General features: G+C 66.3%; 15 protein-coding genes. 8 read left to right on the top strand and 7 right to left on the bottom strand.

Going from position 1 to position 17,047, the window contains the following annotated elements; genetic code table 11:
• Window positions 1-38: 38 nt before the first annotated feature.
• Window positions 39-869, bottom strand: a complete 831-nt coding sequence (locus ACZ2IA_RS06100; RefSeq protein ID WP_470291690.1) for an SDR family oxidoreductase — start codon at window positions 867-869, stop codon at window positions 39-41.
• Window positions 870-1,163: 294 nt separating this feature from the next.
• On the opposite strand from ACZ2IA_RS06100, the gene ACZ2IA_RS06095 reads away from it, so the two are divergent.
• The 6 genes from ACZ2IA_RS06095 to folE2 all read left to right on the top strand — a co-directional run bounded on the left by ACZ2IA_RS06095 (window position 1,164) and on the right by folE2 (window position 7,646).
• Complete coding sequence (locus ACZ2IA_RS06095; protein ID WP_470291689.1) at window positions 1,164-2,144, top strand: TerC family protein; 981 nt, start codon at window positions 1,164-1,166, stop codon at window positions 2,142-2,144.
• A 145-nt stretch (window positions 2,145-2,289) separates the two neighbouring features.
• Window positions 2,290-2,520 (top strand): exodeoxyribonuclease VII small subunit, encoded by a 231-nt coding sequence (locus ACZ2IA_RS06090; RefSeq protein WP_470291688.1) that lies wholly within the window; start codon window positions 2,290-2,292, stop codon window positions 2,518-2,520.
• Window positions 2,513-3,409: a polyprenyl synthetase family protein gene (locus tag ACZ2IA_RS06085; protein WP_470291687.1), complete on the top strand. Its 897-nt coding sequence runs from the start codon at window positions 2,513-2,515 to the stop codon at window positions 3,407-3,409. Before ACZ2IA_RS06090 ends, ACZ2IA_RS06085 begins: the two co-directional genes overlap by 8 nt.
• Before the next feature lie 13 nt (window positions 3,410-3,422).
• Window positions 3,423-5,273 carry a 1-deoxy-D-xylulose-5-phosphate synthase gene (gene dxs / locus ACZ2IA_RS06080; RefSeq protein WP_470291686.1) on the top strand — a complete coding sequence of 617 codons (1,851 nt, stop codon included), beginning with the start codon at window positions 3,423-3,425 and terminating at the stop codon, window positions 5,271-5,273.
• A 180-nt stretch (window positions 5,274-5,453) separates the two neighbouring features.
• On the top strand, window positions 5,454-6,767 hold the full coding sequence (locus ACZ2IA_RS06075) for an MgtC/SapB family protein (RefSeq protein WP_470291685.1): 1,314 nt from the start codon (window positions 5,454-5,456) through the stop codon (window positions 6,765-6,767).
• Between the two features lie 84 nt (window positions 6,768-6,851).
• On the top strand, window positions 6,852-7,646 hold the full coding sequence (folE2, locus tag ACZ2IA_RS06070; protein WP_470291684.1) for a GTP cyclohydrolase FolE2: 795 nt from the start codon (window positions 6,852-6,854) through the stop codon (window positions 7,644-7,646).
• A gap of 66 nt (window positions 7,647-7,712) precedes the next feature.
• On the opposite strand, the gene ACZ2IA_RS06065 is transcribed toward folE2, so the two are convergent.
• Window positions 7,713-8,504, bottom strand: a complete 792-nt coding sequence (locus ACZ2IA_RS06065) for an alpha/beta fold hydrolase (RefSeq protein WP_470291683.1) — start codon at window positions 8,502-8,504, stop codon at window positions 7,713-7,715.
• 220 nt (window positions 8,505-8,724) lie between these two features.
• Between ACZ2IA_RS06065 and dsbD the strand changes: the two genes are divergently transcribed.
• Entirely contained in the window at window positions 8,725-10,515 is a 1,791-nt protein-coding gene (dsbD, locus tag ACZ2IA_RS06060) for a protein-disulfide reductase DsbD (protein WP_470291682.1), read from the top strand.
• Window positions 10,516-10,575: 60 nt separating this feature from the next.
• Here dsbD and ACZ2IA_RS06055 read toward each other — a convergent pair whose 3' ends face one another.
• Both ACZ2IA_RS06055 and ACZ2IA_RS06050 read right to left on the bottom strand, forming a co-directional pair.
• Window positions 10,576-11,721 (bottom strand): acyl-CoA dehydrogenase family protein, encoded by a 1,146-nt coding sequence (locus ACZ2IA_RS06055; RefSeq protein WP_470291681.1) that lies wholly within the window; start codon window positions 11,719-11,721, stop codon window positions 10,576-10,578.
• Window positions 11,722-11,731: 10 nt separating this feature from the next.
• Window positions 11,732-12,928 carry an acetyl-CoA C-acyltransferase gene (locus ACZ2IA_RS06050; RefSeq protein WP_470291680.1) on the bottom strand — a complete coding sequence of 399 codons (1,197 nt, stop codon included), beginning with the start codon at window positions 12,926-12,928 and terminating at the stop codon, window positions 11,732-11,734.
• 144 nt (window positions 12,929-13,072) lie between these two features.
• Here ACZ2IA_RS06050 and ACZ2IA_RS06045 point away from each other — a divergent pair, with 144 nt between their 5' ends.
• The gene (locus ACZ2IA_RS06045; protein ID WP_470291679.1) at window positions 13,073-14,203 is read left to right on the top strand and encodes an enoyl-CoA hydratase/isomerase family protein; all 1,131 of its coding nucleotides are present in this window, start codon (window positions 13,073-13,075) and stop codon (window positions 14,201-14,203) included.
• 65 nt (window positions 14,204-14,268) lie between these two features.
• Here the strand turns inward: ACZ2IA_RS06045 and ACZ2IA_RS06040 are convergent, their stop codons facing one another.
• The 3 genes from ACZ2IA_RS06040 to ACZ2IA_RS06030 all read right to left on the bottom strand — a co-directional run bounded on the left by ACZ2IA_RS06040 (window position 14,269) and on the right by ACZ2IA_RS06030 (window position 16,963).
• Window positions 14,269-15,108 carry a hypothetical protein gene (locus tag ACZ2IA_RS06040; RefSeq protein ID WP_470291678.1) on the bottom strand — a complete coding sequence of 280 codons (840 nt, stop codon included), beginning with the start codon at window positions 15,106-15,108 and terminating at the stop codon, window positions 14,269-14,271.
• 201 nt (window positions 15,109-15,309) lie between these two features.
• Window positions 15,310-16,050, bottom strand: a complete 741-nt coding sequence (locus tag ACZ2IA_RS06035; RefSeq protein WP_470291677.1) for a competence/damage-inducible protein A — start codon at window positions 16,048-16,050, stop codon at window positions 15,310-15,312.
• A gap of 145 nt (window positions 16,051-16,195) precedes the next feature.
• Window positions 16,196-16,963, bottom strand: coding sequence for a YdcF family protein (locus ACZ2IA_RS06030; RefSeq protein ID WP_470291676.1), 768 nt, complete (start codon window positions 16,961-16,963; stop codon window positions 16,196-16,198).
• Between the last annotated feature and the right edge of the window lie 84 nt (window positions 16,964-17,047).

Genomic DNA, 17,047 nt, shown 5'->3' with positions numbered 1-17,047 from the left:
GAAGAAAAGCCCGCCACAATGGTCGCGGTGGATCGGAATCAGGCGGCGCGGCGCAGCAGCGCGTCGAGCGCGCGGCTCGACAGCAGCCGCTTCAGGTACCAGAACACTTTGGTCGGGGTGGTGATGCGGTAGCGCGCGGCCGGGTGGGAGGCGTTGAGCGCCTTGATGCAGGCGGCGAGGCAAGCCTCCGGACCGAGCGTGAACGGTGCGGCGGCGCCCTCTTTCTTCAAGCGCTCCAGTTGGTCCTGGTAGGCCTCGCGATGGACGCTGTGCTCGATGTCGACGTTGGCGAGGAACTTCTCGAGGGCGTTGGGGCGGAAGCGGCTGCGGATCGGGCCGGGCTCGATCAGCGACACGTGGATACCGCTGCCGTGCAGCTCCTGGCGCAGCGTGTCGCACAGCCCTTCCATCGCGTATTTGCTGGCGTTGTAGGCACCGCGCCACTTCATCGCGGCAAAGCCGAGGATCGAGCTATTGAAGATGATCCGGCCGTGACCCTGGCGGCGCATCAGCGGCAGCACCTTGTTGGCCAGCTCCCAGGCGCCGAACAGATTGGTCTCGAACTGGGCGCGCATCGCACTGCGCGAAATATCCTCGGCGGCGCCGGGCTGGCCGTAGCCGGCGTTGTTGAACAGCGCGTCGAGCCGGCCGCCGGTGCGGGCTGCCAGTTCGGCCAAGGCCGCGTCGATGCTAGCGCTGTCGTCGACGTCGAGCTGCAGCGCCTCCAGGCCGGCAGCGGCGAGTCGCTGCACATCGGCCGGCTTGCGGCAGGTGGCGAATACCCGCCAGCCGCGTTTGGCCAAGCCGTGGGCCACGCACTCGCCGATGCCGCTGGAGCAGCCGGTGATCAGAATGGTTTTTTGCGTCACGCGATGAACCCCGTTCAGGTGAAGTCGTCATAATGGACGGCCTGCACCCTACACCAGATGGGCAACCATTGAAAACCGGTCGCACCGGCCCCAGCTGGACAGGTCGGCCGAAACAATAAATAGAGTCGGCATCGGCCGGCGGGCACGGGCAAGGCGTCCGGACGCAACGACGGTCAATACGGGACTGGCGTGCGTCCCCGGCAGCGCCGCCCGCCGCAACTGCCCGACCCCATAACAACGGCGCCGACCACGGCGCCATACCGTCATCATCCAACCGATTGGAGACTGTCAATAATGCAGGAATCCTTGCCGTCCGTGGGTAGCCCACTGTTTTACGGCGTATTTTTCGTGGCCGTGATGGTCATGCTGGCGATCGATATCGTCGCACTCAACAAGAAAGGTTCACACAAGGTCAGCGCCAAGGAGGCGCTCGGCTGGTCGCTGGTCTGGGTGGCCGTGTCGGTGGCGTTTGCCGGCTGGCTGTACTGGACGCTGGCCGGTGACCCGAGCTACGGCCCGGCGGTCGCCAAGGACAAGGCGCTGGAGTTCTTCACCGGCTACGTGATCGAAAAAGCGCTGGCGGTGGACAACATCTTCGTGTTCCTGATGATCTTCGCCTTCTTCAAGGTGCCGGTCGAGTTCCAGCGCCGCGTGCTCGTGTACGGTGTGTTCGGCGCGATCGTGCTGCGCGCGCTGATGGTCGGCGTCGGCGCGGTGCTGGTGGCCGAGTTCGCCTGGGTCCTCTACGTGTTCGGCGCCTTCCTGATCTTCACCGGCATCAAGATGATGATGCCGGAAAAGGACGAAGAGGCGGATCTGACCGATAATCCGATCCTGCGCTTCGTGCGCGGCCATATGCGCGTCACCGATGAGTTCCACGGCGAGAAGTTCTTCGTGGTGAAGAATGGCCTGCGCTTTGCCACGCCGATGTTCCTGGTGCTGGTGATGATCGAGTTGTCGGACGTGATCTTCGCGGTCGACAGCATCCCGGCGATCTTCGCAGTGACCACCGACCCGTTCATCGTGCTGACCTCGAACATCTTCGCCATCCTCGGATTGCGCGCGATGTACTTCCTGCTTGCCGACGTGGCCGACCGCTTCCACCTGCTTAAGTACGGTCTGGCGATCGTGCTGACCTTCATCGGCATGAAGATGCTGATCGTGAAGATCGTCCACATCCCTGTGTCGATCTCGCTCGGCGTAGTATTCACGGTGATCATCGGCTCGGTGATCGCGTCGCTGCTGATGCCGAAGAAGGTGGCGCAACAGTCGTAAACATTATTATTTTAAAGAGCGCGGATGGGCCCGGCTGTACGATGGCGACCGGCTTCATCCGCGCGCTTTTCCCTCGCTGGCAGGCATCACGCAAAACGCCTAGAATGGCCGCCAGCCAAATACCAGCAAGACACAAGGACACCCCATGGCCAAAGCGCCGAAGGCTCCCGCCAGTTTCGAAACCGCTCTCTCCCAGCTGGAAGAACTGATCCAGGCGATGGAGAGCGGCGACATGCCGCTGGAAAGCGCGCTGGCTTCGTACAAACAGGGCATCGAGCTGATCAAGCTCTGCCAGGGCAAGCTCGCCGACGCCGAGCAGCAGCTGAAAATGCTGGAAAACGACGAACTCAAACCGCTGGACCTGCCGAATGTCTGATACCGCCTTCATCGGCTGGATGACCAGCATCCAGCAACGCATGGAAACCGCACTGGCCGCCGCGCTGCCGGCGAGCCATATCGCACCGGAATCGCTGCACGACGCGATGCGCTACGTCACGCTCGAAGGCGGCAAGCGAGTGCGCCCGCTCTTGGCGTTTGCCGCCGGCGAGCTGGTCGGCGCCGATTCAGCCAACGTCGAGCGGGCCGCCTGTGCGGTCGAGATGATCCACGTATACTCGCTGGTGCACGACGACATGCCGTGCATGGACGACGACGTGCTGCGCCGCGGCAAGGCGACCTGTCACGTCGCCTATGACGAGCCGACCGCCCTCTTGGTCGGCGACGCGCTGCAGACACTGGCGTTCGAGCAGCTGGCGCGACCGATGGACGGCGTAGCAGCCCCTGCGCAGCTGAAGATGGTACTGAGGTTGGCCGAAGCGGCCGGCCACGGCGGCATGGCCGGCGGCCAGGCGATCGATCTGGCCAGCGTCGGTCAGCAGCTGAGCCTGGCCGAGCTCGAATACATGCACCTCTTGAAGACCGGCGCGTTGATCCGCGCCGCGGTCTGGCTGGGAGCACTGGCCGGTCGCGAGCTGTCTAACGAAGAGGCAGAGCGACTCGACCACTTCGCCAAGCGCATTGGCCTGGCGTTCCAGGTGGTCGACGACGTGCTCGACTGCGAGGCCGATACCGCCACACTCGGCAAGACCGCCGGCAAGGACGCCGCCAACAACAAGCCAACCTACGTCAGCCTGATGGGCCTGTCCGAGGCCAAACGCTTCGCCCGCGAGCTGCGCGACGAAGCGTTCGCCACGCTCGAGCCGTTCGGCCCGGCCGCCGACCGCCTGAAGGCACTGGCCGACTACATCGTCGCCCGCTCGTTCTGAGGCCGAAAGATTTATGTACCCACTACTCGACACCATCGCCTACCCGGCCGACCTGCGCGAGCTCGACCGCAAGCAGTTGCCGCAACTGGCGAACGAACTGCGCGACTTCCTGGTCGAGTCGGTCAGCAATACCGGCGGCCACTTCGCGTCCAACCTGGGCAGCATCGAGCTGACCATTGCGCTGCACTATGTGTTCAACACCCCGGACGACCGCCTGGTGTGGGATGTCGGCCACCAGACCTATCCGCACAAGATCCTGACCGGCCGCCGCGAGCGGATGGGCACGATGCGCCAGAAGGGTGGCCTGGCCGGCTTCCCGAAGCGCGAGGAATCCGACTACGACACCTTCGGCGTCGGCCACTCGTCGACCAGCATCGGCGCGGCGCTCGGCATGGCCTGCGCGGCCAAGGCGCAGGGGCTCGACCGCAAGGCGGTCGCGATCATCGGCGACGGCGCGATGACCGCCGGCCAGGCCTTCGAGGCGCTGAACAACGCCGGCGCGATGGACGTCGACCTGTTAGTGATCCTCAACGACAACGAGATGTCGATCTCGCCGAACGTCGGCGCGCTGACCAACTACCTGTCTCAAGTGCTCTCCAGCCGCTTCTACAACGCGGTGCGCGACGGCACCAGCAAGGCGCTGGGCATCCTGCCGCCGGTGCGCGACATCGCCGGCAAAGTCGAAGAGCACATGCGCGGCCTGCTGACCGGCGGCACGCTGTTCGAGGAGTTCGGTTTCAACTACATCGGCCCGATCGACGGCCACGACCTCGACGCGCTGGTCAGCACGCTGAAGAACATCCGCACGCTGAAGGGCCCGCAGTTCCTGCACGTGGTCACCAAGAAGGGCCAGGGCTACAAGTTGGCCGAAAACGACCCGGTGGCCTACCACGCCGTGTCCAAGTTCGACCCGGCCAATGGGACGGCGGGCAAGTCCGGCGGCAAACCGACCTACACGCAGGTGTTCGGCGACTGGCTGTGCGACATGGCCAAGCAGGACCCGCGTCTGGTCGGCGTCACCCCGGCGATGCGCGAGGGCTCCGGCCTGGTGCGCTTCGAGCAGGAACACCCGGACCGCTACTTCGATGTCGGCATCGCCGAGCAGCACTCGGTGACCTTCGCCGCCGGCCTGGCCTGCGACGGCATGAAGCCGGTGGTGGCGATCTACTCGACCTTCCTGCAGCGCGCCTACGACCAGCTGATCCACGACGTGACGATCCAGAACCTGCCGGTGCTGTTCGCGATCGACCGCGCGGGCCTGGTCGGCGCCGACGGCCCGACCCACGCCGGCGCGTTCGACATCAGCTACCTGCGCTGCATCCCGAACATGATCATCGCGACCCCGTCCGACGAGAACGAGTGCCGCCAGCTGCTCTATACCGCCTACCAGCACCACGGCCCGAGCGCGGTGCGCTACCCGCGCGGTACCGGCCCAGGCGCGGCAATCGAGGAACAGATGACCGCGCTGCCGCTAGGCAAGGGACGGATCCGCCGTGAGGGCTCGAAGAAACAGGTCGCGATCCTGGCGTTCGGCAGCATGGTGACGCCGGCGCTGGCGGTGGCCGAGGCGTTCGACGCCACCGTCGCCGACATGCGCTGGGTCAAGCCGCTCGACGAGAAGCTGGTGGCGCAGCTGGCCGACAGCTACGAGCTCTTGGTCACGGTGGAAGAGAACGCCATCATGGGCGGTGCCGGTTCGGCGGTGCTGGAATATCTGCAGAGTACAGGCCGCCAGGTGCCGGTGCTGCAGCTGGGCCTGCCAGACGCTTACGGCGAGCACGGCGACCCGGCGCTGCTGCTGGCCGACGCGGGCCTGAACGCGCAGGGAATCGAGGCGGCAATCCGTGCTAGGCTGAATCCATAAGGAAGCTCTAAACCGTCGCGCGCGGCGCGCAGGCGAAGCGATAGACGCGCAGAAACCTGAATGGACTGTTGTCCATGAGGATTTCTGATCGCTGGGCGAATCCCAGATTCGTACGCAGACCGCCCAACGCAGCATCCGCATTACGCAGCAGATTAAGGCTTCACCTCGACGGAGGCCGACATGAACGGCGTGGACCTGGCAATGTTTTTCAACTTGCAGGACACGCCGTTCGCTTTTCTGCCGCGCTTCATGGTGGCGCTGGCGATCGGCCTGCTGATCGGGATCGAACGCGAGCGCAAGCGCCATGCGCTGGCCGGCATCCGCACCTTTCCGCTCACCGCGCTGCTCGGCTGCCTGACCGGCATGTTGGCCGGCCTGGCCAATACCCCGCTCCTCGCCGTCGTCGGCCTGCTGGCGGTGGCCGCCTTCGGCTTTTTGCCGCACAGTCACCTCCACGGCGGTGGCGACGACGCCGTGCCGGTCGCCGAACCACACACCACCACGCTGATCGCCCTCTTGGTCACCTACGCACTCGGCCTGCTGATCTGGCACGGTGGCGCCTCGCTGGCGGTGGCGCTCGGCGTGGTCACCGCCGCGCTGCTCTATCTCAAGCCGGAACTGACCGGCATGCTCCAAAAGTTCACCCGCCACGACTTCTTGTCACTGCTGCAGTTTGTCGCGCTGTCGTTCATCGTGCTGCCTATCCTGCCCAACCGCAGTTTCGGTCCCTACCACGCGTTCAACCCCTACGTGGTGTGGCTGATGGTGGTGTTGATCGTCGGTGTCAGCCTGTCCGGCTATCTGCTGGTGCGGCTCTTGGGCGAGCGCGCCAGCGGACCGCTCTTGGGCATCCTCGGCGGCCTCGCCTCCAGCACCGCTACCAGCTTCGTCTACTCGCGCGAGGTGCACGCCAACCCGGTCAGCGCGCCGCTCGCCAAGTCGGTGATCCTACTCGCCAACTTGGTGTTGTTTGCGCGGCTGATCGTGCTGGCGCTGGTGGTCGCCCCGACCGCGGCACGGCTGGTGGCGCTGATGCTGCTGCCCGGCCTGGCTCTCGGGCTTCTCACCATGCTGCCGCGCTGGGCGCACACGCGCAACGCCAACGCCGAACAACCGGCCATGGCGCTGTCCAACCCGACCGAGCTGAAGCTGGCGTTCGGTTTCGGCGCGGTGTTTGCGCTGGTGATGTTCTGTGCCGCCTGGCTCAACGCCGAGTTCGGCGACAAGGGCGTCTACGCAGTGGCGCTGATTTCCGGCATCTACGAACTGGACGCGATCTCGCTGACGGTGTTCAACCTGTTCGGCGACCAACGCATCGCCGCCTCGGCGATGCTGACCGCGCTGGCGCTGGCGGTGGCCGCCAACACCGCCTTCAAGTTCGGCGTGATCCTGACCCTCGGTGGTGTACCACTGGCGCGACAGTGCCTGCCCACGCTTGCCGCCTCGCTAATCGGAATGGTTGGCGGTGGTTGGCTTGCCATGCTAATCGCCTGATAACGCATCGATTTCCGACAACTTTACTCGACTATTTTGCTGGCGCTATACTTGACCCGTCCAACCACCGTGACCACAAAGCGCATGAAAGACACCGCCATCCCTGACGTGCAAAGCTCGCACGACAGTCGCAATCTGCCGATCAACAAGGTTGGCATCAAGGGCATCCGCCATCCGGTAAGGGTTGCCGAGCGTACGAACGGCGTGCAACACACTATCGGCCTCTTCAACATGACCGTGCATCTGCCTGCCCATTTCAAGGGCACGCACATGTCGCGTTTCGTTGAAATCCTGCAGACGCAGGAGCGCGAGATCTCGGTGAGCGAGTTCGAGAATATCGTGCGGCAGATGGTGGGGCGCCTCGAAGCCCAGTCCGGCTACATCGAGATGAGCTTCCCCTACTTCGTCAACAAGACCGCACCGGTGTCGGGCGTGCAGAGCCTGCTCGACTACGAGGTACAGTACATCGGCGCGGTGGAACACGGTGAGTACACCTTCACCATGAAGGTGCTGGTCCCGGTCACCAGCCTGTGCCCGTGCTCCAAGCAAATCTCGCAATACGGCGCGCACAACCAGCGCTCGCACGTGACGGTCACCGCGACCACCACAGACTTCGTCTGGATCGAAGAGCTGATCGACATCGTCGAGCAGCAGGCGTCGTGCGAGCTGTACGGCCTGTTGAAGCGGCCGGACGAGAAGTACGTGACCGAGCGCGCCTACGAGAACCCGAAGTTCGTCGAGGACATGGTGCGCGACGTGGCGGCCAAGCTCAACGACGACGCGCGGGTCGTGTCGTACGTGGTCGAATCGGAAAACTTCGAGTCGATCCACAACCACTCGGCGTACGCGTTGATCGAACGCGACAAGCGCCAGGGCTGATTGTCGGCATAACCGGCATGAAAAAGGCGACTCACGGGTCGCCTTTCGTACGTTGGCCGAAGCGACTCAGCGCGTCAGCGCCGGAATCAGCTCGAGGATCTTGCGCGCGGTCTCCTGCGGATGCTCCAGCGGAAACAGGTGCGAGCCGCTCTGGTGCAGCACCCGCATGCCGAAGTGGCGCTGCATATAGCGCAGGTCGGCCGGCTTGATCACATTGCTGTGTGTGCCGGCGACGAACGCCGCCGGCACCTTGAGCCGGCCGCTGTAGCGCGGGAAGTTGTGCGGCAGGTGGCGGAAGATCGCGTGCTCGATCGCCGGGCGGAACTTGAGCAGCCGCTGCCCCCGGCCGTCGTCGACGGTGCCGAACTCGGCATAGTCGGTCAGACAGTCCGGGTCCCAGCGCGCAAACATCGGCTTGCGGCCGAAATAGTCGCGCACCTCGGCGACGCTGCCCCAGCCGTCGCGGCGCCGCACCGCCTTGCCGCCCGGCGTCATCCGGTCGATCAGGCCGAATTTCTTCGACAGCCAGATGCCGCGCGAGCGCAGCGGCCCCATCAAGGGCGAGTCGAGGATCACCAGGCTGCGGAACAGCTCGGGCCGGCGGATCGCGGCGAAGAACAGCAGGAAGCCCCCGAGCGAGTGGCCGACGCCGACCACCGGCTCCGCATAGTGGCTCTCGATATAGCCGATGGTCTCGTCGACCAGGTGCGGCCAACAGTCGGTGACCGGAAAGCGCGGGTCGTGACCGATCAGGTCCTTGTAGCCGACCTCGTGCTCGCTCGCCAGCGTGGCGAGCATCTTGCGGTACACGCTCGCCGGAAAGCTGTTGGCGTGCGCGAAGTAAATCGTTTCTCGCATGGTGTGTTAAAGCCCCTTCGTGATTTGCTTGCGGCCTGACCTGTCGGTCGGTCGCTTTTTTGATTCGCCGGACGAACCGGCTGCCACTATCGTAGCGCAACGGCCAAGCAGGCTGTCAGATTTGCCGCCGTCGCCCGACAATGATAGCGTGAGCGCCGCAGCGGGAACCCGCCCGTTCCGCGGCGGTCAATCCTCACGACAAAACCGATAAATCGAGACAATGCTGCCATCCCTGTTCCCATCCCGCCTGTGGCGCAGCCTCGGCGCCGCGCTCTTGATGCTGGCCCCGCTGCTGGCGCACGCGCTGTCGCCGGACGACCTGCTGCCGCCGGAAAAGGCGTTCGCCGCCAGCGTCGAACAAACCGGTCAGCAACTGACCGTGCGCTTCAAGATCGCCGACGGCTACTACCTGTACCGCGACCGGATGTCGTTCGCGAGCGTGCCGGCCGGTCTGGTCGGAAAACCGGCGTTCCCGACCGGAGAGCAAAAGCACGACGCCTTCTTCGGCCAACAGACCATCTTCAAACACGAGGCGGTGATCACCTTTCCGGTCAGCGCCGGCGCACCGACGCGTTTCACGCTGAAGGCCACCTACCAGGGCTGTGCCGACGTCGGCGTGTGCTACCCGCCGCAGACCAAACTGCTCGAGGTCGGCGCGCCGGCCGGCGGCAAGCTCAACCCGCTCGAATGGCTGGAAGGCGGTAACCGCGCCAACGCGCCGCCGGCAGGCAGCACCGAGGCCACGCTGTCCCGCGCCTCGATCGGCGCGACGCTCGGCACCTTCTTCGTCGCCGGCTTGGCGCTCGCTTTCACCGCCTGCATGTACCCGCTCTTGCCCATCCTGTCGTCGCTGATCGCCGGGCAAGGGCACACGCTGACCCATCGCCGCGGTTTCCTGCTGGCGCTCGCCTACGTGCAGGGCCTGGCACTCAGCTACACCGCAGTCGGCGTCGTCGCAGGAATGACCGGCGCACTGTTGACCGTCTGGCTGCAGCAGCCGGTGGTGATTCTGACCGCCGCCGTACTGATGGTGGTGTTCGCGCTGGCGATGTTCGACGTGTTCTCGATCCAATTGCCGAACGCCCTGCAATCCCGCCTGGCCGATGTCAGCAACCGCCTGCCCGGCGGCCATTACGTGACCGTGTTCGCGATGGGCGCGCTGTCGGCGCTGATCGTCGGCCCCTGCGTCGCGCCGCCGCTGGCGCTGGCGCTCGGCTATATCGGCAGCACCGGTGACGCGCTGCTCGGCGGTGTGGCGCTGTATATGATGGCGCTCGGCCTCGGCCTGCCCTTGCTGCTGATCGGCACCTTCGGCGGCGCCGTGCTGCCGCGCGCCGGCAGCTGGATGAAAACCGTCAAGGCGGGCTTCGGCGTGCTGATGCTGGCACTGGCGATCTATCTCGCCAGCCCGTTCCTGCCTTTGTGGCTAGCAATGCTCGGCTGGGCGACGCTGGCGATCGGCAGTGCGGTGTTCCTGAAGGCGTTCGAACCCTTGCACGGCAACGCCACCGTCTGGCACAAGCTCGGCAAGGCGCTCGGTGTGCTGTTGCTGTTGGCTGGCGCCGCGCAACTGGTCGGCGCGCTCTCCGGCAGCGCCGACCCGCGCCAGCCGCTGAAGGGCCTGTTCGGTGGCAGCGTCGCCAGCTCGGCCGAAGCATTGCCGTTCCAGCCTGTCCGCAGTGTGGCCGAGCTCGACGCCGCGATCGCTGCCAGCGCGGGCAAGCTGGTGCTGCTCGACTTCTACGCCGACTGGTGCGTCTCGTGCAAGGAACTGGAAACCGATACCTTCACCGACCCGGCCGTGGCCGCCAAGCTGCGGGGCATGACGCTGCTGCGCGCCGACGTCACCGCCAACAACGCGGCCGATCAGGCACTGTTGAAGCGCTTCGGCCTGTTCGGTCCGCCCGGGCTGATTCTGTTCGGCGCCGACGGCCGTGAGGCCGAACGGGTGATCGGCTTCGTGCCGGCCAAGGCCTTCCTGCCAACGCTAGCCAAGGTCGCGGTGCAGTGATCGTCACTGGGCACTGACCCCCTCTCGAGGTTGGCCGAACGGTTCGGCCAACCTTGCCCGTCAGACCACGCCTCCCTCCTCCAGCGCCCGCGCGATCAGCATCTTCTGGATGTCGCTGGTGCCTTCGTAGATCTGCGCCACCCGCACGTCGCGATAGATCTTCTCGATGCCGTAATCGGCGAGATAACCGTAGCCACCGAGCGTCTGCAAGGCCGCCGACACCACCGTCTCGGCGGTTTCCGACGCGAACAGCTTGGCCATCGCCGCCTCGGTCAGGCACGGCAGGCCGGCGTCGCGCAGCCCGGCCGCGTGCCAGAGCAGCTGCCGCGCCGCCTCGAGTCGGGTCGCCGCGTCGGCCAGCCGGAACCCCACCGCCTGATGGCTGATGATCGCCTGGCCGAAACTGCACCGTTCGCCGGCGTAGCGGGTGGCGATCGCCAGCGCGGCGCGTGCCATACCGAGGCACTGTGCGGCGATGCCGATGCGGCCCGACTCGAGATTCGCCAGCGCGATCTTGTAGCCCTCGCCCTCGGCGCCGAGCCGGTGGCTGGCCGGCACCCGCACGCCGTCGAACGCCAGCTGGCAGGTGTCGGAGGCGTGCTGGCCCATCTTGTCCTCGGTGCGCACCACCCGGTAACCGGGCGTGGCGGTCGGCACCAGGAAGGCCGAGATGCCCTTCTTGCCGGCGGCCGGGTCGGTGACCGCGAACACGATCGCGAGGTCGGCGTGCCGGCCGTTGGTGATGAACTGCTTCACGCCGTCGATCACGTAGTCGTCGCCGTCGCGCCGCGCCCTGCAGCGCAACGCTGCCGCGTCGGAGCCGGCCTCCGGCTCGCTCAGGCAGAACGCCGACAGCCACTGCCCGCTGGCGATCGGGCGCAGGAAGGCCTCTTTCTGCCAGTCGTTGCCGAAGCGCTCGATCGGCCCGCAGCCGACCGAGTTGATCACCGAGATGATCGTCGACAGCGCGCCGTCGCCGGCGGCGATTTCCTCGATCACCGCGGCGGCGGTCAGCGTATCGAGGCCGGCGCCGCCCCACTCCGGCGCCACCGTCAGGCCGAAGCAGCCGAGCTCGGCGAGACCCTGCAAGGCCTCGCGCGGGAAGCTGTGGTCGCGGTCCCATTGCGCCGCACGCGGCACCACCTGCTCGGCGACGAAGCGCCGTACCGCGTCGCGGATCTGTTCCTGCTCTGCCGTCAGTCGCATCGCGCCGCCCTCACAGCCGTTCGATCGCGACCGCGGTCGCTTCGCCGCCGCCGATGCACAGGCTGGCCACGCCGCGGCGCAGGCCGTACTGCTCGAGCGCTGCCAACAGCGTCACCACGATGCGCGCGCCCGACGCGCCGATCGGGTGGCCGAGTGCGCAGGCGCCGCCGTGCACGTTGACGCGGTCGTGCGGCAGCGCCAGCTCGTGCATCGCCGCCATCGTCACCACCGCGAACGCTTCGTTGATTTCGTACAGGTCGACCTCCTGCGCGTCCCAGCCGACCTTGCCGAGTAGCTTCTTGATCGCACCGACCGGCGCGGTGGTGAACCAGTCGGGCGCCTGCGCGTGCGTCGCATGGCCGACGATGCGCGCCAGCGGCGTCAGGCCCTGCGCGCGCGCGTCCGACTCGCGCATCAGCACCAGCGCCGCGGCGCCGTCGGAGATCGAGCTGGAGTTGGCGGCGGTGACGGTGCCGTCGCGCTGGAACGCCGGTTTCAGGGTCGGGATCTTGGCCGGGTTGGCCGCCAGCGGCTGCTCGTCGGTATCGACCGTGTGGCTGTCGCCCTTGCGGCCGGCCACCGTCACCGGTGCGATCTCGCGGGCGAACCGGCCACCGTTGATCGCCGCCTGCGCGCGGCTCAGCGACGCCAGCGCGAACTCGTCCTGCTGCTGGCGGGTGAAGCCGTAGTGGCTGGCACAGCGCTCGGCGAACACACCCATCAGCGTGCCGGTCTCGTAGGCGTCTTCCAGGCCGTCGAGGAACAGATGGTCCTTCAGCTCGCCGTGGCCGAGCCGCAACCCGCCACGCGCCTTCGGGATCAGGTATGGCGCGTTGCTCATGCTCTCCATGCCGCCCGTCACCACCCGGTCGGCCGAACCGGCGAGCAGTCGGTCGTGGCCGAGGATCAGCGCTTCCATGCCCGAACCGCACATCTTGTTGACGGTGGTCGCCGCCGCCGACACCGGCAAGCCCCCTTTCAACGCCGCCTGGCGTGCCGGCGCCTGGCCTTGACCCGCCGGCAGCACGCAGCCCATCAGCACCGTGTCGATGCTGTCCGCCGTCACCTTGCCGCGCTCCAGCGCCGCGCGGATCGCCACCGCGCCGAGTTCGCTGGCGCTACACGCCGCCAGCGCCCCCTGAAAGCCTCCCATCGGCGTGCGTGCCATGCCGACCACTACCACATTGTCCTGTGTTGCCTGCGTCATCGTGCTGTCTCCGTTTGCTTGTTGCTACACCACAACCAGTTAACGTTTACGTTAACGTAATATTAGGCTGACAGTGAAACGTTACCAACGCACAATGGCGGAAATGAGGCGCCGAGTGCGTCCGCTACCACAACTGGAGACGATATGAGCGAAGCCCCCGTCCTGTTCGACACCCGCCGCAGCGCCAACGGCGCACAGATCGGCGTCGCCACGCTCAACGCGCCGGCGGCGCTGAACGCGCTCAATCTGGCGATGATCCGCCTGCTCGACGCGCAGTTGGCCGAATGGGCGGCCGCGCCCGAGATCGCCCTGGTGGTGTTGCACGGCGCCGGCGACAAGGCGTTCTGCGCCGGTGGCGACGTGAAGGGGCTGCGCGCCGCGCTGCTCGCCGAACCGGCCCCCGCCCCTCACCCGGCCGCGGTAACGTTCTTCACCGAGGAATACCGGCTCGACTACCGCCTGCACAGCTATCCGAAACCCTTGCTGGTCTGGGGCAGCGGCATCGTGATGGGCGGCGGCATGGGGCTGCTGCAGGGGGCCAGCGCGCGCATCGTCACCGACAGCAGCCGACTGGCGATGCCGGAAGTGAGCATCGGGCTGTATCCAGACGTCGGCGGCAGTTGGTTCCTGTCCCGCCTGCCCGGCCGGCTCGGCCGCTTCCTGGCCATGACCGGCGCCCCGTTGAACGCGCACGACACGCTGCTGCTCGGTCTCGCCGACCGCACGCTGCCGAGCGACAGCCTGCCGGCACTGCTCGACGCGCTAGGCACCGGCGATTGGCATCAACATGCGGCGGCCAACCAGGCAGAACTCGACCGCGTGCTCGACCGCTTTACCGCCGCGCATCCGGTGACGCTGCCTGCGTCGCCGATCGCGCGGCATCAGCTGGCCTTGCAGGCGGCGCTGCAGGCGGGCGATATCCAGGACGTCGCGGCCAGGCTGATCGCGCAGGGCAACGCGTCGGACGACCCGTGGCTGTCCCGCGCCGCCCAGACGCTGGCGCACGGCTCACCGAGCACCGTGGCGGTCGGCTGGGCGATCCAGGAGCGGCTGGCGGCGGCGTCGCTCGCCGACGCGTTCCGCGCCGAGCTGGCGCTATCGGTCAACTTCTGTGCCCGACCGGATTTTCTGGAAGGTGTACGCGCCCGACTGATCGACAAGGACCAGGCGCCGCGCTGGCAGCCGGCGACCCTGGCCGACGTGGATCAGGACTGGATCGACGGCCATTTCGCCGAGCACTGGTCGGCCGAAGCGCATCCGCTGCGCGAGCTGTAAACAGCGAAGAGGGGCGACAAAAATGGCGGCCGCTGGCCGCCATTGGCATTGGGTTCGGTAAGCATTCAACGGCTAGATGGCTCGACCCCATGATCGACCGGACGCGGCTGTAACGCCGCCACCATCGCCAAATGTCCGTCGCCGAGCAGATTGCGCAGCTTGCGGTAGGCGAGGAACAGCCCGCCGCCGACCAGCGCCACGCTGGCCGCCAGCTGTGCCCACAGCACCGCCAGCCAGCGCTGCTCCACAGCCTTGGCCTGTTGCACCGCGGCGGCGGTACGCCCTTCGAACAACACGTAGAAGTCGTCGAGCGGCCGCATGATCTGCGCCTTGTAGCGGTGGTATTGCGCGTCGTTCAACAGCCTGCACGCCAGCTCGCGGTCGGGTGCACCATACCGAGTGAACTGACCGTGACCATCCTCGAAGCGCCCCTTCACCGCGTTGAGCGCGACGAGCTCGATGCGCATCAGCGCATCGGACTTGGCCTGCGCCTCGTTCAGGCGGGCGAATTCCTGCCGGGTGAAGCCGATGCGCTGCATCAATTGCCGCAGCGATACCGGCGGGCCATCCGGGCGCGGCTTGGCCTGACCGTCGGCGACGAAGTCCCAGTAGATACGGTGATAGGCCTGCGGCCGCGGCGACTCGCCGTTGCGGATGGCGGCAATGTCCCAATAGAGCTTCTCGAAGCGAGGGTCGCCGGTTTCGGCGTAGCTACGGGCAAACCGCGTCATGTCGTCCGAGCTATGGCGCAGCTCGGCGGCATAGAGATAGCTCTGCAAACGCACGCCCTCGGCGGCAGTCGTCGCGTTTGCCGCGGCGTAGAGGCGAAATCCGGTCTCGCCCAACAGCAACATCGCCGCCAGACTGAGGATGGCCGGCTTGAGGAAGATTCGTCGTAGGGTCATGCCTTACACCTTGATCACCGATTCGTGCATACGATTCTTCACTGCGAGCAATCTTACCTTAAACCAGAACAGCGTTATCAACGTATTCGCTATCTTAGCCAAATGCAATACAAATGATTCTCAAGCATTTGCTTGAAATCAAAAAAGACCAGGGCCACCGGAAACGGTGGCCCTGGTCGGGTCAACAACGGGAAAACAGAATCAGGCTAGCGGATAACCACGCGCCTCGAGCGCCTTGCGCAATTCGCCGAGCGCAATCTCGACCAGCGCCGGCGCCCCGCTGAAGCCGAACTCGATGTGCCCGGGCACGTCGGCGCGCGCGAACGACGGCAAGCTCGAGAAACGCAGCGTCGGGTAACGGGCGACGAAGTCCTGCATCAGTTCGATCAGGTCGCCCTCGCGGGCGCCGATCGCCTTGAGCGAACGCTCCACGTCCGGCTGGTCATTCTTCAACTGCGAATATCGGGTGTCGAGCACCCACTCGATCATCGGCCACGCCATAGCCGGGAAGCCCGGTACGCAGTGCAGGTCGCCGATGCTGAAGCCGGGAATCTGGTTGACCGGATTGGGGATGATCCCGCTGCCGGCGGGAAACTCACCCATACGAATCCGGTGCGGATAGGCATCGGCACCGAAGCGCCCCTCGATCAGCGCGCGGGCCTCCGGGTGCACCACCAGTTCGACCCCCGCGGCGGTGGCGACGGCCTGGCGGGTGTGATCGTCCGGCGTCGCGCCGATGCCGCCGAAGCTGAACACCAGATCGCCCGAGGCCAGCGCCCGGCGCATCGCGTCCTCGATTCGTACCGGCACGTCGCCCAGATACTCGGCCCACGCCAGCTTCATGCCACGCGCGGCCAGAATCCGGATCAGCGCGGCCAGGTGCTTGTCCTGCCGCTTGCCTGACAACAACTCGTCGCCGATGATCAATGCGCCCACGTTCATACGCCTGCCCTCTTACGCCTGCCCTCTAATGAGTCGCTAACAAAACCTCCCGGCGTTGTTGCCCGGCCTTGCCGTACGCCTTGTACTGTCTGCGGCCGGGGCGCCTAGCCGGGAGCGCTTCGCTGGGCTTTGTTAGCGACTCTAATCAATAATGACGCAAGGCATAGTAGCCGATCCCAATCAGCTCGCGCAGCGCCGTATGGCACTCCTGCATCGCGCGGCCCTGCGGCAGCCACAGCCGCGCGCCGTCGATCTCGTAGCGCACATAGCCGGTCGGCGCAGGCGCTACCTGCAGTCCCTGCTCGGCAAAGGCCGGTACCGCCCGGGCCAGGTGCCAGCCCTGCGACACCAGCGCGATCCGCTGCACCCCGTCACGGTGCAATACCTTGGCCGAAAGCCGGGCGTTGTCGGCAGTGGTGTCCGAACCGTCCTCGACCCAGCGCGCCGTGACGCCGAAGTCGTTGCGCAAGCTGGCGGCCATCACCTGCCCTTCCGGTGTGCCGCCATTCGGCGCGCCGCCGCTGACCAGTACCGGCTTGCCGCTCGCGCGTGCCAAGTGCGCCGCGTAGCGCAGCCGGATCAGCGTGTCCGCCGCCGGCTGGTCGCGACCGTATTCGGGCGCCGGCCGCTTGCCGCCGCCGAGCACGACGATCGCGTCGACCTCGGCGAGCTTTGCCGCCGATAGTGGCGGGTATCGTTCTAACAGGCCGTTCAGCCACAAGGAGCACGCCGGCGTGGCGAGCAGGTAGAACAGCACGGCGCTGGTCAGAAGCAGGCTTCGGCCCAGCTTGACCCAGCCTCGTCGCCCCAGCCAGTAGCCGAACATCGCCAGCAGCAGCAGGCTCAACGGCGGCAAAAAAACAGCCCCGACGAGCTGGTGAACCAGCACGTCGGGGCTTGCGATGACGCTCATATACGCTTATTCGCCGAGGTAGGCGTTACGCACGCGGTCGTCGTTGAGCAGGTCCTGCGCCGGACCGCTGATGCTGATGCGGCC

The organism is Crenobacter sp. CS_VA4 (genome assembly GCF_055597485.1).
The sequence above is the reverse complement of the archived record's forward strand: the minus strand, read 5'-3'. Positions and strand labels throughout refer to the sequence as shown.

Bases quoted from the DNA above. Each gene is read 5' to 3' on its own strand.
- ACZ2IA_RS06095 (WP_470291689.1), top strand. From the start codon at position 1,164: ATGCAGGAATCCTTGCCGTCCGTGGGTAGCCCACTGTTTTACGGCGTA.
- ACZ2IA_RS06090 (WP_470291688.1), top strand. From the start codon at position 2,290: ATGGCCAAAGCGCCGAAGGCTCCCGCCAGTTTCGAAACCGCTCTCTCC.
- ACZ2IA_RS06085 (WP_470291687.1), top strand. From the start codon at position 2,513: ATGTCTGATACCGCCTTCATCGGCTGGATGACCAGCATCCAGCAACGC.
- dxs (WP_470291686.1), top strand. From the start codon at position 3,423: ATGTACCCACTACTCGACACCATCGCCTACCCGGCCGACCTGCGCGAG.
- ACZ2IA_RS06075 (WP_470291685.1), top strand. From the start codon at position 5,454: ATGAACGGCGTGGACCTGGCAATGTTTTTCAACTTGCAGGACACGCCG.
- folE2 (WP_470291684.1), top strand. From the start codon at position 6,852: ATGAAAGACACCGCCATCCCTGACGTGCAAAGCTCGCACGACAGTCGC.
- ACZ2IA_RS06065 (WP_470291683.1), bottom strand. From the start codon at position 8,504: ATGCGAGAAACGATTTACTTCGCGCACGCCAACAGCTTTCCGGCGAGC.
- dsbD (WP_470291682.1), top strand. From the start codon at position 8,725: ATGCTGCCATCCCTGTTCCCATCCCGCCTGTGGCGCAGCCTCGGCGCC.
- ACZ2IA_RS06055 (WP_470291681.1), bottom strand. From the start codon at position 11,721: ATGCGACTGACGGCAGAGCAGGAACAGATCCGCGACGCGGTACGGCGC.
- ACZ2IA_RS06050 (WP_470291680.1), bottom strand. From the start codon at position 12,928: ATGACGCAGGCAACACAGGACAATGTGGTAGTGGTCGGCATGGCACGC.
- ACZ2IA_RS06045 (WP_470291679.1), top strand. From the start codon at position 13,073: ATGAGCGAAGCCCCCGTCCTGTTCGACACCCGCCGCAGCGCCAACGGC.
- ACZ2IA_RS06040 (WP_470291678.1), bottom strand. From the start codon at position 15,108: ATGACCCTACGACGAATCTTCCTCAAGCCGGCCATCCTCAGTCTGGCG.
- ACZ2IA_RS06035 (WP_470291677.1), bottom strand. From the start codon at position 16,050: ATGAACGTGGGCGCATTGATCATCGGCGACGAGTTGTTGTCAGGCAAG.
- ACZ2IA_RS06030 (WP_470291676.1), bottom strand. From the start codon at position 16,963: ATGAGCGTCATCGCAAGCCCCGACGTGCTGGTTCACCAGCTCGTCGGG.